Raw genomic sequence first — 18,578 nt, 5'->3', positions numbered from 1 at the left:
ATTACAAATATACAAAATATTTAATTCAACGTCGTATTTGTTGTAAATTGCGATGCTAAAAAACTATTAAAATTTATATGTTAAGATCTTTATATACACTTATTTTATGTTCTGTCATCTTGTTTTCTTGCCAGAATAACAATGATGATGATAACGGTAGTAATTTTATACCTGATATTACTTTTGATACTACAAATACTATAAATACGACGTTGCCACAATATAATGATTTAGAATTTCCTGGTGGTACTGTTGTATTAAATGGCTATGGTTATAATGGTATTGTAGTTTATTATACCGGAAATCAATATTATGCTTTTGAGATTACAGACCCTAACCATGCTCCTTCCAACTGTTCTGTATTAACTATTGAAGGTGGTATAGCGACTTGTGGTTGTGATGATGCTAACAGCTATAGTATTGCTGGTGGTGGAGTCCCTTTTGATGGAACTAGTGTACAATATAGCTTAAAACCTTATTTTGTTGAAGCTAACGGAAACGTTATTAGAGTTTACAATAACTAAAAAAGCACCTCTAAATTAGAGATGCTTTTAAAGGGTTGTTAAAAATTATTGATTAAAATTTTAATGTTGCACCTACTAAAAAGTTTGTAGTTGCTTGTGGGTAGTAAAAGTTTTCTGTTATTGGTGCGTCATTTGAGTTCTCAGGTCTATAATAATAGCTATAGGTATAACCATTTGAAACATATTTATCATTGAAAACATTATTTACTAAAACATTAAATGCAATTTCTTTAATCCATTTTGGCTGTAGTTTGTAAGATATATTAATGTTATTTACAAAATAAGCGTCCATACTCTTGCTATCACTAGAAGTATTATCTAAAAACTGTTTACCAACATATTTTGAAATTAAAGCAATGTTGGCGTTTTTTATTGGTGAATATGTTAAAGTATTACCAATGATAACATTTGGTGAAAATGAAATATCTGTGTCTTCAAATTTAGTCACAACTGGCTCATACGAAACTACTGAATAAGTGTTTGGGTCATATTGGGTATCATATACTACATAGTCAAATTCTTTTATTTTGTTTTGACTAAAGGTAGCATTAGCATCAATCCTAAATTGTTTAGAAAATGCATATCCAGCCTGTAACTCAATACCTGCCCTGTAACTGTCTTCTACATTTTCTCTTATAGCATCACCTACATCATCTAAATCTCCAGTTAAGACTAACTGATCTGTGTAATTCATGTAGTACAAATTAGCATTAACATAAAAATCTTTATTTCTTAATTTATAACCAAATTCAAAATCGTGTAATTGTTCTGCTTTTGGCAATATTGGATTTTTGGTTAAGTCATCACGATTTGGTTCTCTATTTCCAACTGCATAAGATCCATAAAGGCTGCTATTATTATCAATTCTATAAGTTAATCCCAACTTTGGATTAAAGAAATTATATTTTTGATTGACATTAATATCTAACAAATCAGAACTTGTTCCAACAGACTCATAAGTAACAGTTCTGTATTGTAAATCCAATAAAGCAAAGAGATTAGAATTAATATTATATTCTGCTTTTACATAGGTATTAAAGTCATCTTTATCTCCATAACTAAAATAATAATTACTCCTAATAGGTATTAAGGTCTCAAAAGAATCCCAAATAACTTCACCAAAATGATCCCCTTTATAAGAGTTGTATCCACCACCTAAATACAAATTTAACTTGTCCTTTTTGTAATTAAGCGAATAGACTATAGCTGTAAAATTATTATCTAACCAACGTCTTCTAATAACATCGCCTTCTTCTGAAGCATTTGTATTATTTGGAAAATAATCACCTAATTCTTCTCCATCTTTATACTGCTCAAAATACCCTTTTCCTCTAGTAAAATTACCAGAAATGTTTGCGGAAAAATTAGAATTAAATTGATGAGAAGCATGCAATTGGTAATGCGTTTGTTGATAATTATCAACCTCGTTGTCATAAGTATAAAAATTATACGTTCTACCAGCATTTAAAAGATTTTCTGCTTCTGCATCGCTTGAATAATTTCTATCTATAAATGCTTGTATTCCTTCTAAATCATTGTTAACAACTGCTTCTGGTGTTCCATACCACGATTGGTAAGTTTCTTCTTTACCTCCAAAGACGATAGCTTTAATTGATGTTTTATTATTTATAAAACCAGCTTCTGCATAATAACTATTCAAGTCTGCACGAGCACGATCAATATATCCATCACTTTGTATGTTAGACACTCTTGCTTCTGCATAAAAATTATTTTTTATACCTGAACCAATACTCACGTTATGTTTTCTAGTTCCAAAACTACCAACTACATTAGTCGTAGATGCATAACCCTCTGTAGAAGGGTTAAGCGTTTTTAGGTTTAAGCTTGCTCCAAAGGCACCAGAACCATTAGTAGATGTTCCGACACCACGTTGTAATTGGATATCTTCTACAGAACTCACAAAGTCTGGCATATTTACCCAAAATGTTCCTTGACTTTCTTGATCGTTATAAGGAATTCCGTTTATGGTAACATTAACACGTGTTGCGTCACTACCTCTAACCCTAATACCTGTGTAACCAACACCAGCACCAGCATCACTTGTTGTTACTACTGATGGCAACTGATCTAATAAAACTGGTAAATCTTGACCTAGATTAATAGATTCTAAATCATCTTTAGCTATGTTAGTAAATGCGTAAGGTGATTTGTCCTTGGCTCTAGTTGCTGACAATAACACCTCATCAAGCTTAGTCACTTTAGTCGTATCCAATTGGGTTGACTGTTGTTGTGCATTAGCATAAATTGATAACATTAAAAATGTTAAAAAAAGAAATAAATTTTTCATTACGATTACATCGTTAACCGAATAAAAAGAGGTAATTATTCTTTAATAATTATTAAAATAGTGTGTATTCTTTTTTGAAAAGACATTACACGTTAACACAATAAATGTGCTTAAAATTCCTAAACAGCATTACCTGTTCTAGGTTCAATGGGTATGATCTCAGCCGATATAGGCACCCCTTTTTTGAGAACAATGCAAAGGTAGATTAGAATTTTGATTTATGAAATATGAAATTGATTTATTTTTTACTCTAAAAACAAATCTACAATCAAAGCAAACTACATTGCATGAAATATCAATCAAGCTCAGGCTTTCTCCTATATACTTTACGCTGAGCATTGGTTTTCTTACTTTTCAAGCGTTTTTTAATAACAGCTTTAGGTACTTTAGTCCGTTTACGGATTTTTTTAGGCTTTAAAGCTTCCTTAAGCATTAAGATTAAACGCTTAAAAACAATCTCTTTATTTTTAAGCTGACTTCTAGTTTCACCACATTGCAATAGTAAAACTTGATCTTTAGTTAATCTATTTGATAGTTTATCTAAAATTAAACTTTTCTGATTTTCTGTTAATACCAAAGAATTGTTAATAGAAAAACTTAATTCAATTTTAGTAGCAACCTTGTTAACATGTTGCCCACCACTCCCTGAGCTTCTAATAGCTTTTAAATTACATTCGCTTTTTATAGCTTTAACATCAAACATTTATAAAACCTGATGTGTTGGTTTTAATAAATCATTGACTGTTTTTACAGGATTAAAAGTAACTAAAGGGACTTCAACAAAAATAGTATTCCAATTAGCCATACTACCATTCCACAAACCTGGTAACTCAAGTGCTTTAATCTCTTGCCCAGATTTATTTTTAGAGGTTATAAAAGCTGTTTTATGGTCTACGTATTTTTGTAAATCATAAGATTCTCCTTTATAATTTTTTGTACTACACACTAAATCCACAGGATTAAAATGTGTTGCTTTTTTAACAATGTTTTTTTGTGACTTTACTTTTTTATCAATCTGTGCAGACTCTACAATTTGTAGTGAGATATTTGCACCTTGATCCTTCACCCAAAAAGGACCTCCTCCAGGTTCACCTTCATTTTTTACCATACCACAAATACGTATTGGTCTATCTATTTTACTTTTTAAGTATTCTATTTGATATTGTGTAGAATATTTTTCAAATTCAGGTGATATAACCACATTCAATTTGGACATCAAAAACTCAGCTATATCAATAATATCTTTACTAGTTAATTCTTTTTCATCTAAATCTTTGGCGTATTTAAATGCTTGATCTTTAACTTCAATTAACAAACCAGCTAGCATTTTTTTGTATTTAGCAACTTCAGTTTCAAACTTATTAACCACGACATTATCGATGTTTTTAATAAAGATAATATCTGCATCTAAATCGTTTAAGTTTTCAATTAAAGCACCATGACCAGAAGGTCTAAAATATAACGCGCCGTTTTCTTCTCTGATAACTTCATTTGAAGTAGACACAGCTATTGTATCGGTAGCACCTTTTTGGTAAGAAAATGAAATTTCAAATTTAGTGTTTGTCTTTTGTTCTACTATATTCTGAATACGAGTAAATTCGTTAGTAAATTTATCTTTATGCTTTTCTGAGATAGTGAAATGTAATTTAGCTTTACCGTTAGTTGAAGCATATAATGCAGCTTCAAACAAATGCTCTTCAAAAGCGCTGGCTAAATGATTTTTATATTTATGAAAAGGCAGTAATCCTTTAGGATATTGACTAAAAGACAATTTATCTTCATCTAAAATAGCCGCAATAAAAGCTTCTAACTTTTGATCGTTATTAAGATTTTTATAATTTTTATTGTGATTCTCTAAGTAGTTAATAACTGTATCATAAAAGGGAAACTTTTCTAAAGCTATAAAAAATAACGATAAATTAGATGCTTTATTTTTGTTTATATAAGCATTAAGCGTTTGTTTTTTAGGTTTAAACTTCTTAGAAAACCCAAATAAAAACTTAAACATTCTTGTTGCTGCTCCGGAAGCTGGAACAAACTTAACAACCTCTAATTTTTCTTTTTCAGCGTCATATTTTTTAATTAATTGTAAAGTCGTTTCTTCTGAAAATTGTAAAATACCATCATCTGCTGTTGCAGCTCTTTCTAAATTAATAAAAGGCAATCCTGTTTTAAACAACGCTAATTGTTGTTCGATTTTTTTTAAAGACAGTCCTTTTTGTTCTAATAATGCTTTATCTTCTTTACTAAAATTCATTATTGGTTTTTGGTTTGTAATAATTGATCTATATAATTTGTAGCAATTTTTAATCTTGTTTTTTTATCTCCTTTTAATAAAACATAAGGTCGTTTATGTTTTATCAATTCTGCTTCAAATGCTTTAAACATAGCCTCACGCTCTTCAGGTTTATCGCGTAAATCATCTGCTTCCCAAGGTGTATCAATATACGTTAAAAAGTACAGATCGTAGATGTTTTTTAAAGCATATTTTTCTAAAGTTGGATCACAAATACCAGAATAATAAGCTTCAGAATATACTTTTGTTTCTAACAAATCTGTATCGCAAATTAAAACAGAACCTGTTTTTTTGGCTAACTCGTTTTCTAATTTCATTTGCCCAACTGCTATTGGAAGTAAATCTTGAGTTTCACAAGTTTTACGCTCGTTATTCCATTTGTTTTGCAAATATTCGCGAGCATATTCTGGTACCCAAACCGAGTGGTAATATCGTGCTAATTGTTGTGATAACGTAGTTTTACCAGTAGATTCTGGTCCAAACAAAACTATTTTTATACAGTTTGAAGGTTGTTGTTCAAGTGCTTTTTCCATGCTAAATAGCCAAATATGGCAATAATTGTAAATCCTAAATACTGAAAGGAGGTAAATGTAAATCCTTTGTGAAAATATAACGGAACTGAGATGACGTCACCTATTATCCATAAAATCCAATTTTCAATTTTACGTCTAGCCATTAACCACATCCCAACAAAAAAGATGGCAGTGGTAACGGTATCAATATAGGCAATCCAACTGGTCCATTTATCAAATGTTTGATAAACAAAAAACACAAAAAATAGTGTTGCTATAAATATTATAAAACTTATTTTTTCTCTTTTTTTGTTGTTTTAGATATTGGTGTAGCTTGACTATTATCACCTTTTCTTGTCCAAATATACCAGCCATAAACACTCATTATAAAATAATAAGCATTTATCATCATATCGCCTAACAACTCCCATTTAAGTAATAAATATACAAAAATGACAGTACTTATCATACCTGTTGGAAATACCCAAATTTTATTTTGTTTGGAAAACCACACAGATAGAAACCCAAAAAAACTGCTGTAATTTCTAAGATTACATCTGTAGTTTCATAATCAAAATATTGTCCAAAAAGGAAATCAAAAATGTGGTTCATAATCGCTTCTGTCTGTTTTAACAACTTTCATAGTTAATACACAAATGTCTTGATTTTCAAACGAAGCTTTAATTTTTTCATTTAAAAAAGGCATTAATTGATCAAATTCTCCAAAAATCTGAGTACTCAAAGGATTTTCTAGAACCGTGAATTTAGAATCTCTCAACATCTTAATGAAGTCAATAACATGTTGCTCGTAATCATTACTTAAAGGTGACAAAGTTAAGTCTACCGAAATTTTCATATTTATAATTTTAGTTCATTAAAAAAATTGATATCATTTTCAAACGCAGTGCCTATAACGACTAAATTTGCTCCTGAATGATAAGCTGCATCCAATTGCGCTTTACTTCTTATTCCACCTCCAACAATTAAAGGTATATCTAAATCTTTTTTAACTGCTTCTATAATTTTTAAAGGTACTGGATGTAAAGCACCACTTCCTGCTTCTAAATAAATTAGTTTTTTACCCAATAACTCTCCAGCTTTTGCTGTATCAGCTACTAATTGATGCTTTTTAATTGGTATAGGCTGTGTTTTAGTTACTTTTTGAACCGTTGTTTCCTTACCGTTTTCAATTAAAATATAACCTGTTGGGATGACTTCTAAATTGGTGTTTTTTAATATAGAAACTGCTTCAATTTGTTTCTCTATTAAATATTTGGGATTTCTACCAGATATTAAAGATAAAAACAAAATAGCATCTGCATTTTTAGCTATTTGCGTAACATCACCAGGAAATAATACAATTGGTAAATTTACTATTGGCTTTATGGCTTTTACTAGTTGTTCTGTCACCTCATCTTCAACTGTGCTTCCACCTACAAAAACATGAGTAATAATCGATTTATTTATTTTATCGGCAAATTGCGATATTAATTTTATATCAAAATTATCTGGATCAATTAATATGGCTAATAATTTCTTGTTTTTCGCTTTCGCGGAAAGTATGTCGTTATAAACACTCATTATTCTATAACATAAGCACAAGTAAAGCCTTCAAATTCTAAATAATTGGCAGTATAACGTTTTTTTAAACCTTTATAATCTATCCAACAAATGGTTTGATCGTCATGCATTGTAAACGGAATGACTAAAAAGTGCTCTCTAAACAACATTCCAGGTGTTGCAAACAATTTATAAAGAGATTCTTTAATTCCCCAAATCACTGTTAATTTGTTAATGTAATCAGACGCTTGCTTGTCCAAATATTCAAATTCATACTCTACAAACTTTTTTGCTATTACAGCTATTTTATCTCGTTGCTGTTCTATATCAATACCAACTTCAGTATCACTAACAATTACTCCAGAAAACGTAAAGCTATGCGTTATAGATATGTGTTTTCCATCTTTTAAATGTGGTTTTCCATTGGTGTCATAATACAAATCTTGATCAGTATAACCAAAAGCTTTAAGCAAGTGTCTAACACTTAAAAATCCACGTTGGTGCAGTTCACTTTTCATACCTAAAACACGAGTTAAGCTTTCAGGTTTTAAATCTAACGGATTGATTAATTGGTCATAAGACTCTTCAATCTTCCAGATTTTAACAGTAGTTTGTGAATTAGGAGTAATGGTTTTATATAGAGGCATTTAATATTCTAAATTCTATTAGTTATCTTTGCAAAGCCTAAGGCTCATTATGCATTTTAGTTAAGCGAATTTAACCATTTTAAGTGCTAATTCCCAAAGGTGTTTCATTTATAAAATAAAGAGATAAATAATATGAGTACAAAAAACGTTGCTTACGTACCTAATAAGGTAAAAGACATGTCGCTTGCGGCTTGGGGAAGAAAAGAAATTAATTTAGCCGAAGCAGAAATGCCAGGACTAATGAGTTTACGTGAGGAGTATAAAGACGAGCAGCCATTAAAAGGTGCACGTATTGCAGGATGTTTACACATGACTATCCAAACTGCTGTCTTAATTGAAACTTTACAAGCTTTAGGTGCTGAGGTTACTTGGAGTTCTTGTAACATTTTCTCTACACAAGATCAAGCTGCTGCTGCTATTGCAGAAGCAGGAACTGCTGTTTACGCTTGGAAAGACATGACAGAAGAAGAATTTGACTGGTGTATAGAACAAACCTTATTTTTTGGTGAAGATCGTAAACCATTAAACATGATTTTAGATGATGGTGGAGATTTAACAAACATGGTATTAGATAAATATCCAGAATTATCTGATGGTATTAAAGGATTATCTGAAGAAACTACAACAGGAGTACACAGATTATACGAGCGTGTTAAAAATGGTACTTTAACAATGCCAGCAATTAACGTAAACGACTCTGTAACTAAATCTAAATTTGATAACAAATACGGTTGTAAAGAATCTGCTGTAGATGCTATACGTCGTGCAACAGATATTATGTTAGCTGGTAAACGTGTAACCGTTTGTGGTTATGGTGACGTTGGTAAAGGTACTGCTGCATCATTTAAAGGAGCTGGATCTATAGTAACAGTTACAGAAATTGACCCAATTTGTGCTTTACAAGCAGCAATGGACGGTTTTGAAGTTAAAAAACTTGAAACAGTAGTTGGAAACAGTGATATCATAATTACAACAACAGGAAACAAAGACATTGTACGTGGTGAGCACTTTGAAGCAATGAAAGACAAAACTATTGTTTGTAACATAGGACACTTTGATAACGAAATACAAATGGCTTGGTTAAACGAAAACTTTGGTGATACTAAAGACACAATCAAACCACAAGTAGACAAATACAATGTTAATGGTAAAGATATTATTATCCTAGCCGAAGGACGTTTAGTAAACCTTGGATGCGCAACAGGACACCCTAGTTTTGTTATGTCTAACTCGTTTACAAACCAAACATTAGCACAAATCGAACTTTGGAAAAACAGTGACAAGTACGAAAACGACGTATACATGTTACCAAAGCATTTAGACGAAAAAGTAGCAAAATTACACTTAGCTAAAATTGGTGTCGAGCTTACTGAACTTGCTGAATATCAAGCAGAATATATAGGTGTTACTGTTGATGGTCCATACAAGCCAGAACATTACAGGTACTAATTAAAGCGTCATTGCAAGTCACTTTTTAGAGATGTAGCAATCACATACTTTATAATTACATATCAAATCCCAAGCAGCAATGTTTGGGATTTTTTTGTTTTATGGCAATTTGTTTCTGGCAAAAAAGCCACAAACAACCACACTTTCCGTTATATCTTTTTCTCGTGCCTCAAAAAAGGATGCCACTACAATCCTTATTGCGAGTTAATCCGCAAAAGCACTGTAATATTTAGTAAAATAGTTTAACTTTTGTTAAGTCAAGTTCATTTTAAGTATCTTCACAAGGCAAAAACAAGACTATGTCCTTACAAAAACTAACTGCAGCCATAAATAATTTAGAAAACAACATAGCAAATCACAACCTATCAAACCCTAAAGTATCTAAAAGCAATATAGCTTGGCATATAGATCACAGCCTTAAAGTTATAAACAACGTCTGCACTGCTTTAAAAAATTCAGACCCAAAAACTTATTCCAACAATTTTAGTGTTTTAGGAAAGGTGTTTTTTATGTTAGGTTTTTTTCCGAGAGGAAAAGCAAAAGCACCTAAACATGTAAAACCTCCAGAAGTCATCTTAAAAGAAGATCTTATAGCTCAAGTTAAAGAAGCTAAAAGCAATATTAATCAAATTGCTGACCTAGACAAAAATGCCTATTTTAAACATCCTCTATTTGGACATGTCAATACAAAAAGAGTACATCGTTTTTTAATTCTTCACACCACACATCATTTAAAGATTATAAAAGATATACTTAAATAGTAAATTATAAAAAAAGCCCTTTCCAAATCAAGAAAGGGCTTTTTAATTTCCAGGAAATAAAATTTCTAAGCTTGGAAAGGCTCAATAGAAACGTAAGACTTATTGTCTCTTTTCTTTGTAAATTTTACTAAACCATCAACTTTAGCATGTAAAGTGTGATCTTTTCCTTGGTATACATTTTCACCTGGATGGTGTGTATTACCTCTTTGTCTTATGATAATGTTTCCAGCAATAGCAGCTTGTCCACCAAATATCTTAACGCCTAAACGTTTCGATTCTGATTCTCTACCATTCTTCGAACTACCAACCCCTTTTTTGTGAGCCATGATCTTAAGTTTTTAAATTGTTATACTTAAAGTGATTTAGCAATTATGCTTTACCACCATCTAATTCGTCTTGCCATTTCTTTAACTCATCCCACTTACCATCAGCAGCCATTTGAGCTTGTGCTGGCCAAGTATCAGTCACGTGATTACCACGTACACCTGCAATGATTTCAGAAATCTTAGCTGCATCAGTTTTAGCTAACTCAGCAAAAGTACTAATCCCAGCTTCTACTAAAGTAGATGCAATTTTAGGTCCAATACCTTCAATTTTCTTTAAATCGTCAGCTTTTCCTGTAGCTTTAGCAGCTTTTTTAGGTTCAGCTTTCTTAGTTTCTTTTTTCGGAGCTGCTTTTTCAGCTTTAGCTGCTGGCTTTGCTCCTGAAGCTACTATATTTTCAATTACGATTTCAGTTAAGGCTTGTCTGTGTCCATTTTTAACACGGTAACCTTTTCTTCTTTTCTTTTTGAAAACAATAACTTTATCACCTTGAAGGTGCTTTAAGACTTTTGCACTTACTTGTGCTCCGCCTATAGCTGGGGCGCCTACAGTAATGTTAGAACCATCTGCTACTAAAAGAACGTTATCAAATGATACGTTTTGTCCTTCTTCTGTTGCTAAACGGTTAACAAAAACTTTTTGGTCTTTTTCAACTTTAAATTGATGCCCTGCTATCTCTACAATTGCGTACATAGCGTAACGTTTTTATTAATTAATTTGTATAAAATAATCTCATTTTCCTTAGAAAACGGATGCAAATATACTGCTAATTAATTAATCCACAAACGTTTTATGCATTTTGAGGTATATTTCTACTCTTTTTAAATAACTGCATGCAAGTTAGCGTCATTACAACCGTAGTTGCAAAACCCATAATTGCAACAACAAAAGCGACTAAGCCTATGTGCACGTTGTAATCGCTTTTAAAAACGGTTAATAATTGATTTAAAAAATCAGGGTTAATTTCGGTAGCATAAAAAGTAAAAAAAATGGTAAATAGTACTGAAGCAATAAAACCTGCAACAATACCAACTGTAAAACCTCCTGTGTAACTAAAATAGTCTGCTTGCTGTAATTTATAATATTTTATGGTTTCATAAATCCCATATCCCGTTATAAAACCATTAAATAAACTAAAATATGGATTAGTATGTAAGTTAAATAATGCTAAAATTAAAAAGAAGGCTATTAAGCAAGCACTAATGACTAAGCCAAAACGAATTGGCAGCGATATATTTTTCATAACAATTTGATTTATTGGTTAATACTTCCTTTAAATTTCGTAAAAACAAAACAATTATTTTACAAAATGATGTTAATTTTTAATACATTAAGCAGTAAATACGTACATCTATTGTTATTTTTGTTAAAATCATTGTAACAAAATCTTGCAATGGTATACTAATACTTAAACTGATAAATTAAATAATCAAAACATGAAAAAAAGTTTATTCTCATTAGCTGCTTTGCTTTTAGCTGGTTTTACCGCTTCTGCACAAGAAGTTAAGTATGAAGAGTTAGATTTAGATAACGGTTTACACGTTATCTTACATCAAGACAATTCCGCTCCAGTAGTAACAGTTGGCGTTATGTATGACGTTGGTGGTAAAGACTTAGGAGGAACTCCTGAAACAGGATTAAGAACTGGTTTCGCTCACTTTTTTGAGCACCTTTTATTTGAAGGAACAAAAAATATTGATCGTGGTGAATGGTTTAAAATCGTATCATCTAATGGTGGAAGCAACAATGCAAACACATCTTTAGACAGAACATATTACTATGAAGTATTTCCTTCAAACAATTTAGAATTAGGATTATGGATGGAATCAGAACGTATGCTTCACCCTGTAATTGACCAAGTAGGTGTTGATACACAAAATGAAGTTGTTAAAGAAGAAAAAAGATTACGTTATGACAATTCTCCTTACGGACAATTTTTATTTGCTGTAAGCGAAAACTTATTTCAACAACACCCTTACAAACACAAAAACATTGGAGAAATGTCTGATTTAGACGATTCTACTTTAGAAGAATTTCAAGCTTACTTTAAAAAGTGGTATACACCAAACAATGCTGCTTTAGTTATTGCTGGTGACATTGATGTTGCTGAAGCTAAGCGTTTAGCTAAACTTTACTTTGAAGAAATCCCAAGTGGTGAAGTACCAGTTAGAAATTTCCCTAAAGAAGCACCAATTACAGAAGCTATTGAAGCTAAATTTTACGATGCAAACATCCAGATACCTGCAATTATTACAGGATACAGAACACCTGGATTTGCTGAGCGTGACTCGTATATTTTAAACATGATTTCTACTTACTTAAGTGATGGTAAATCTTCTAAATTATATAAAAAATTAGTAGACGACCAAAAAATGGCTTTACAAGCAGGAGCTTTTAACCTAGCACAACAGGATTATAGTGTGTATGCAATTTACGGTTTACCTTTAGGCGAAACATCTTTAGAGACATTACTTGCTGAAATGGATGAAGAAGTTGTTAAACTTCAAACAGAATTAATTTCTGAAAAAGATTTCCAAAAGCTTCAAAATAAATTTGAAAACCAATTTGTAAATTCAAATTCAAGTGTTCAAGGTATTGCAGCTTCATTAGCAACAAACTACATGTTATATAAAGATGTAGATTTAATTAATACCGAAATTGATATTTACAGATCAGCTACTAGAGAAGATATTCAAGCTGTAGCTAAAAAATATTTAAACCCTAATCAACGTGTTGTTTTAGAGTATTTACCTAAAAAAGAAGACAACTAATAAAGAAATTTTAATAGATATGAAAACAAAAATAACAGCCTTATTAGCGGTATTATTTATATCCATTTCGGCTTCAGCCCAAATAGATAGATCTAAACAACCTAAACCAGGTCCTGCTCCAGCAATTACATTAGAAGTCCCTGGAGAATTTGAATTAAAAAATGGACTTAAAGTCTTAATTGTAGAAAATCATAAATTACCAAGAGTATCTTACTCATTAACAATAGACAACCAACCAATTACTGAAGGTGACAAAGCTGGTGTTGCATCAATACTAGGTACAATGTTAGGTAATGGTACAACAAGCATTTCTAAAGATGTTTTTAATGAAGAAATTGACTTTTTAGGTGCTAGGTTAAGTTTTAGCTCTGATGGTGCTTATGCAAGTGGTTTATCAAAATACTCTGATCGTATTTTAGAATTAATGGCAGATGCAGCAATGAATCCTTTATTTTCTCAAGAAGAATTTGAAAAAGAAAAAGAGCGTATTCTTGAAGGTTTAAAAAGCAATGCTAAAAGTGTTGACGCTGTAGCTAGTCGTGTTGGTGGAGCTTTATCTTATGGTAAAAAACACCCTTACGGAGAATTTGTTACAGAAGAAACAATTAATAACATCAACCTTGATAATGTTAGAGCGTTTTACCAAAAATACTTTAACCCAAACAATGCTTACTTAGTAATTGTTGGTGATGTAGATTTTAAAACGGTTGAAAAACAAGTTAAAAAGTATTTCAAAAAATGGGATAAAGGAATCGATTTTTCAACAAATTTAATCGAGCCTAATCCAAACGTTGCAAGCACACAAATCAACTTTGTGGATATGCCAAATGCTGTACAATCAAACATTTCATTAACAAACAATGTTAAGCTTAAAATGAATGATCCTGATTACCATGCAGTTTTAATTGCAAACAAAATTTTAGGTGGTGGATTTAGCAGTTACCTAAACATGAATTTACGTGAGGCAAACGGTTGGACTTATGGTGCACGTTCTGGTATTGGAACTTCTCGTTATGGAGCGTCAAGATTTACAGCTGGAGCTGAAGTACGTAACATGGTTACAGATAGTGCTGTTGTAGAGACATTAAAAGAAATTAAAAAAATTAAAACAGAACCTGTTACTGCAGAAGCTTTAGCTAACGCAAAAGCTAAGTATGTTGGTGATTTTGTTTTAGCTTTAGAAAGCCCGCAAACCATTGCTAGATATGCATTAAGAATTAAATTAAACAACTTACCAAGTGACTTTTACAAAACATATTTATCAAAAATAAATGCTGTTACTGTAGAGGATGTACAACGTGTCGCTAACAAATATTTTAAGCCAGAAAATGCTAGAATTATTATTGTTGGAAAAGGTAGCGAAGTTATTTCTGGACTAGAAGCAACAGGAATCCCTATTAAGTATTTTGACAAATTTGCTAATCCTGTAGACAAACCAGTATTCTCAAAACCAATTCCTGAAGGTGTTACAGCAAAATCAGTAGTTGATAATTATATTAACACTATTGGTGGTACAGAGAAAATCAATGCTGTTAATACAGTAAAAATGAATGGCGATTTTGTTGTTCAAGGTGCTCCACCATTGACCGTTGAGATTAAGCAAACTAAAAACAATAAAGAGTCTATGGAAGTTGCTATGCAAGGTATGGTAATGATGAAGGCTAAATGGAACGGAACAACTGGATACAGAGAACAACAAGGTCAGAAAATGCCTTATTCTGAAGCTGAAGTAACTGCTAAATTAGCAGATTCTGATTTATTTCCAGAAACTGGTCTTGACATGGCTAATGTAACTTTAGAAAGCATTGTATCTATTGATGGTGCAGATAACTACAAACTAAAAGTTATGAAAGGTGAAGATGCTTCTTACCGTTATTATAATGTTGAAACAAACTTATTAACTCAAGAAGAAAGCACAACTGAAGCGCAAGGTAAAGAGATTAAAACAACAGTAAAATATGACAATTACTCTGAAGTAAACGGAGTTAAGTTTCCATATGCACAAACTATCATGACTGGTCCACAAACCATGTCAATGAATATTAAAAATGTAGTTGTAAACGAAGGTGTTACAGATGCAGATTTTGAATAATTAAAATCTATATAATTTTTAAAAGTCCGAAGCCTAAACGCTTCGGATTTTTTTACTTTTCTATTAGCTAAATACACACCAAAAAGTATAACCAATGTTCCTAAACCTTGAGTCCAACTAAAAGACTCACCATCTAGCAAACCCCAAATTAAAGCCACAATAGGCATAATATAAGTAACAGAAGATGCAAAAACTGGAGTAGATATTTGGACCAGAGTATTAAATAAAACTTTAGCCAAAGCCGTACCAAAAAAGGCCAATATGGTGACGTAACCAATAGATTTGGCAACATCAGGATTATTAAAATTTTCAGCAGTAAAAAATTCAGTAAAAAACAAAACAATTAAAGCCGGAATAAATATCACAACATAATTACCAACAGCAATAGCTAAAGGCTTTACATCTTGCAAATAACGTTTTATAACATTAACACTAATAGCATACATGACTGTTGAAGCAATAACAAAACCTGCATACCAATAATTTTGATTTGGATTAAGATCTGCACCTTCTAAAATCAATATAGAAGTCCCGATAAAACCAATAACAACTCCTATGACTTGTCTTGTGGTACTAGCAATTTTAAAAACAGCAGCTCCAAGTAAAACAGTATTTAATGGCACCAAGCTGTTTAATACAGAAACTACAGCACTATCAATTTCGGTTTCAGCAATAGCAAAGAAAAAAGCAGGAATAAAAGACCCAACAAAACCTGATAATGCAATCCATTTCCATTGTTCTTTTTTAATAAATCGTATATTTTTATAACCAGCTGCAAACAAAAACAAACCCGTAATTAAAGTCCTTAAAGCACCTAATTGGTAGGGATTTAAACCTACTAAAGCTTTTTTAATTAATATAAAAGAAGTACCCCAAATAAGAGATAAAACAAGTAAGTACACCCATTTTGATGTCGCTTTATTTTGCATAACTAAGTTTTAACACTACAAAAATCTAATTTTAAAACTTAAAAAGTATAATATTTAGTAATTTTGTATTAATACTTACATCAATTAATTTTATACAAGATGAAATCATTTAAACACATATTAGTAGTAGCTATAGTTTCTGTATTTGCATTTAGTTGTAAAAACGCAGCACAGCCAGAAGTTAAAACAGCTCCAGCATCAACAAGTACTAAAGTTGAAACAAAAAAAGCAATTAACCCAAATGCAAAATTAGCTAAAGCTGAATTTAAAATTGAAGGTATGACTTGTGCTATGGGTTGCGCTAAAACTATCGAGAAAAAAATGGCTAAAATGGAAGGAGTAAAATCTGCAGTTGTAGATTTTGATCGCGAATTAGCTATGGTTGAATATGATGAAGCTATTGTAACTCCTGCTTCGTTAGAAACGACTGTAACTAGTGTTGCTGACACATACAAAGTAAAAGGCATGCAAACAGTAGATCATTTTTCTTCAGTAGAAAAATAACACTTAAAAAACCTTAATCAATTAAAGCCTAGATAACTATAGGCTTTTTTTTGTTTTAATTTTACTATTTTAGAACAAGCAAAACAGTGTTCTATGCAACAACTTCCAACAGTTACTTTAAGTAAAATTTATTACAAACAAGCACATCAAATCAAAATTAGTTTTAAGTATAACACTACTCTAATAAAAATATTAAATAAAATTCCAAATGCTACTTGGAGTAGAACTTTAAAAAGTTGGTATATAAAAAACACCTCTCAAAATTTACACCTTCTCCATAAAGTATTAGAAAATAAAGCAAATATTGACGACAAAAATATATCAGTCCAAAAACAGCCTGAAAAAAGAATAAGAAATCTATCGGATTTCAATAAAAACTTGCTAAATAATTTCTATAAATATTTAAAAGGCAAACGTTACAGCCAAAGCACTATAGACACTTATGTACTACAAATAGCAGATTTTGTAGAATATTACAACACGAGATTAAATTTAGTTACAAACAAAGATGTAGAATTATTTATAGAAGGTATTTATATTAAAAGAAATTACAGCATCAGCACACAACGCCAATTTATAAGTGCATTAAAATTATTTGTCCTATATTACCCAAAGCTTGATATAAATAATTTAGAACTAGCTAGACCTAAACAATCAAAAAAGCTACCAATTGTATTATCACAAGCAGACATTTTAAATTTAATTTCAAATACTAATAACTTAAAACACAAAACAATAATAACACTACTATATTCAAGTGGATTAAGGATAAGCGAATTAATTAATTTACAATTAAAAGACATCAGTCTAGACAGAAAACAAATACATGTACAAAACGGAAAACGCAGAAAAGACAGAATTGTAAGTATAGCAGATCACTTTATTGCAATGGTTGTAGAATATTACCGTAGCTACAAACCTAAAATTTATCTTTTTGAAGGCATGAATAAAGGTAAATATAGTGCACAAAGTGTAAGGCAATTTATTACAAAAAGCTGTAAGAAAGCAAAATTAAACAAGCCTGTAACACCACACACATTAAGACATAGCTACGCGACACATTTATTAGAAAACGGTGTAGATATCAGATATATCCAATCACTATTAGGTCATGCTAAGCCAGAAACAACCATGATATACACTCATGTACAACGAAAAGATCTTATGTCAATTTCAAACCCTTTAGATATAGCAATACAAAAATTTAACAACCCTAATAAAACAACAAAAAAGTTGTTATATAACCAGTTGGCAAACATTACACAAAACAATGCGGAAATACGAAAATGTTGAATATACAAACCAATTTGAATTACTATACTTACTTGGTTCAACAGTTGCTGTCTTTTCTGGAATAATATTCGTGTTGAATAGAATTATGAGTTTTGGGCTATTAAAAGGAATTTTAGCTCTTGTTCTCGCTGGAATTTATTTCTATTTATTAAAAAGGAAGTTTATAGTAAAAGTTTCAGATTTTGAATTAACATCAAATCAGTTGGTATGGAATAATAAAAGTGTTGATTTTAAAAATTTAGAATATTATAAAATTCATTGGATGAAAGGAGCTGGAATAAAATTTAAGCTCAAAAACGGAAAAACAGTCCGATTAAGCTCAAATGATAATTTCTGTAATTCCGAAAAATTTGTGAATTTATGCCATAATATTGACTCAAAACTCTTGAAATATAATAACGGACAAATAGAAAGAAAAAAGTCGTTTTTCGAATCTAAACAGGGTTATTACTTTGCTGTAATTATGTCGATTTTATTTGTGATTGGAACAATTTACAAATCGTTTACGGATGAGAAATTTAATTTTATGAGTTTTGCTTTAATTTTAGTTTCATTAGGAATTATTTGGAGTGGAGTTAAATGGAAAAGAAAATAACGATTTGCCAACA

The 18,578-nt window shown here is 31.0% G+C and carries 18 protein-coding genes and 2 pseudogenes; 8 read left to right on the top strand and 12 right to left on the bottom strand.

Annotated features, from left to right (window positions below):
* The first annotated feature begins 77 nt into the window (after positions 1-77).
* The gene (locus AC0L4B_RS05390) at positions 78-524 is read left to right on the top strand and encodes a Rieske (2Fe-2S) protein (RefSeq protein ID WP_473438876.1); all 447 of its coding nucleotides are present in this window, start codon (positions 78-80) and stop codon (positions 522-524) included.
* A gap of 52 nt (positions 525-576) precedes the next feature.
* Here AC0L4B_RS05390 and AC0L4B_RS05385 read toward each other — a convergent pair whose 3' ends face one another.
* The 8 genes and pseudogenes from AC0L4B_RS05385 to AC0L4B_RS05350 all read right to left on the bottom strand — a co-directional run bounded on the left by AC0L4B_RS05385 (position 577) and on the right by AC0L4B_RS05350 (position 7,847).
* Positions 577-2,832, bottom strand: a complete 2,256-nt coding sequence (locus AC0L4B_RS05385; protein ID WP_473438875.1) for a TonB-dependent receptor — start codon at positions 2,830-2,832, stop codon at positions 577-579.
* 295 nt (positions 2,833-3,127) lie between these two features.
* Positions 3,128-3,535, bottom strand: coding sequence for an alternative ribosome rescue aminoacyl-tRNA hydrolase ArfB (arfB, locus tag AC0L4B_RS05380; protein WP_473438874.1), 408 nt, complete (start codon positions 3,533-3,535; stop codon positions 3,128-3,130).
* Complete coding sequence (locus tag AC0L4B_RS05375) at positions 3,536-5,089, bottom strand: DUF4301 family protein (protein WP_473438873.1); 1,554 nt, start codon at positions 5,087-5,089, stop codon at positions 3,536-3,538.
* Positions 5,089-5,661, bottom strand: a complete 573-nt coding sequence (locus tag AC0L4B_RS05370; protein ID WP_473438872.1) for an AAA family ATPase — start codon at positions 5,659-5,661, stop codon at positions 5,089-5,091. Before AC0L4B_RS05370 ends, AC0L4B_RS05375 begins: the two co-directional genes overlap by 1 nt.
* A pseudogene (pnuC, locus tag AC0L4B_RS05365) lies at positions 5,622-6,252 on the bottom strand (nicotinamide riboside transporter PnuC). Before pnuC ends, AC0L4B_RS05370 begins: the two are co-directional and overlap by 40 nt.
* Positions 6,236-6,496 (bottom strand): thiamine-binding protein, encoded by a 261-nt coding sequence (locus AC0L4B_RS05360; protein WP_473438871.1) that lies wholly within the window; start codon positions 6,494-6,496, stop codon positions 6,236-6,238. Before AC0L4B_RS05360 ends, pnuC begins: the two are co-directional and overlap by 17 nt.
* 2 nt (positions 6,497-6,498) lie before the next feature.
* Entirely contained in the window at positions 6,499-7,221 is a 723-nt protein-coding gene (locus AC0L4B_RS05355; RefSeq protein WP_473438870.1) for a phosphoglycerol geranylgeranyltransferase, read from the bottom strand.
* A complete protein-coding gene (locus AC0L4B_RS05350) occupies positions 7,221-7,847 on the bottom strand; it encodes a 4'-phosphopantetheinyl transferase family protein (RefSeq protein ID WP_473438869.1) in 627 nt (208 codons plus the stop codon). Before AC0L4B_RS05350 ends, AC0L4B_RS05355 begins: the two co-directional genes overlap by 1 nt.
* 132 nt (positions 7,848-7,979) lie before the next feature.
* Here AC0L4B_RS05350 and ahcY point away from each other — a divergent pair, with 132 nt between their 5' ends.
* On the top strand, positions 7,980-9,296 hold the full coding sequence (gene ahcY / locus AC0L4B_RS05345; protein ID WP_473438868.1) for an adenosylhomocysteinase: 1,317 nt from the start codon (positions 7,980-7,982) through the stop codon (positions 9,294-9,296).
* Between the two features lie 299 nt (positions 9,297-9,595).
* Positions 9,596-10,057 carry a DinB family protein gene (locus AC0L4B_RS05340; protein WP_473438867.1) on the top strand — a complete coding sequence of 154 codons (462 nt, stop codon included), beginning with the start codon at positions 9,596-9,598 and terminating at the stop codon, positions 10,055-10,057.
* Positions 10,058-10,122: 65 nt separating this feature from the next.
* Here AC0L4B_RS05340 and rpmA read toward each other — a convergent pair whose 3' ends face one another.
* From rpmA to AC0L4B_RS05325, 3 genes are all read right to left on the bottom strand, one after another.
* Entirely contained in the window at positions 10,123-10,383 is a 261-nt protein-coding gene (rpmA, locus tag AC0L4B_RS05335; RefSeq protein WP_028283192.1) for a 50S ribosomal protein L27, read from the bottom strand.
* A 43-nt stretch (positions 10,384-10,426) separates the two neighbouring features.
* Complete coding sequence (gene rplU, locus AC0L4B_RS05330; RefSeq protein ID WP_473438866.1) at positions 10,427-11,074, bottom strand: 50S ribosomal protein L21; 648 nt, start codon at positions 11,072-11,074, stop codon at positions 10,427-10,429.
* A 97-nt stretch (positions 11,075-11,171) separates the two neighbouring features.
* On the bottom strand, positions 11,172-11,624 hold the full coding sequence (locus tag AC0L4B_RS05325) for a DUF4199 domain-containing protein (protein WP_473438865.1): 453 nt from the start codon (positions 11,622-11,624) through the stop codon (positions 11,172-11,174).
* Positions 11,625-11,817: 193 nt separating this feature from the next.
* Between AC0L4B_RS05325 and AC0L4B_RS05320 the strand changes: the two genes are divergently transcribed.
* Both AC0L4B_RS05320 and AC0L4B_RS05315 read left to right on the top strand, forming a co-directional pair.
* Positions 11,818-13,152, top strand: a complete 1,335-nt coding sequence (locus tag AC0L4B_RS05320; protein WP_473438864.1) for a M16 family metallopeptidase — start codon at positions 11,818-11,820, stop codon at positions 13,150-13,152.
* Between the two features lie 19 nt (positions 13,153-13,171).
* Positions 13,172-15,244 carry a M16 family metallopeptidase gene (locus AC0L4B_RS05315; RefSeq protein ID WP_473438863.1) on the top strand — a complete coding sequence of 691 codons (2,073 nt, stop codon included), beginning with the start codon at positions 13,172-13,174 and terminating at the stop codon, positions 15,242-15,244.
* A 74-nt stretch (positions 15,245-15,318) separates the two neighbouring features.
* On the opposite strand, the pseudogene AC0L4B_RS05310 reads toward AC0L4B_RS05315, so the two are convergent.
* Positions 15,319-16,173, bottom strand: a pseudogene (locus AC0L4B_RS05310) (DMT family transporter); the annotation flags it as partial.
* A 99-nt stretch (positions 16,174-16,272) separates the two neighbouring features.
* Here AC0L4B_RS05310 and AC0L4B_RS05305 point away from each other — a divergent pair.
* The 3 genes from AC0L4B_RS05305 (at position 16,273) to AC0L4B_RS05295 (ending at position 18,565) form a co-directional block, all read left to right on the top strand.
* A complete protein-coding gene (locus AC0L4B_RS05305; protein WP_473438862.1) occupies positions 16,273-16,677 on the top strand; it encodes a heavy-metal-associated domain-containing protein in 405 nt (134 codons plus the stop codon).
* Between the two features lie 93 nt (positions 16,678-16,770).
* On the top strand, positions 16,771-17,970 hold the full coding sequence (gene xerA, locus AC0L4B_RS05300; protein ID WP_473438861.1) for a site-specific tyrosine recombinase/integron integrase: 1,200 nt from the start codon (positions 16,771-16,773) through the stop codon (positions 17,968-17,970).
* Positions 17,948-18,565: a hypothetical protein gene (locus AC0L4B_RS05295; RefSeq protein WP_473438860.1), complete on the top strand. Its 618-nt coding sequence runs from the start codon at positions 17,948-17,950 to the stop codon at positions 18,563-18,565. The genes xerA and AC0L4B_RS05295 overlap by 23 nt, the downstream gene beginning before the upstream one ends.
* Positions 18,566-18,578 lie beyond the last annotated feature (13 nt).

The sequence above is a fragment of the Olleya sp. NP1-10 genome (assembly GCF_055804415.1).
This window is presented reverse-complemented; position numbering and strand designations above follow the sequence as displayed.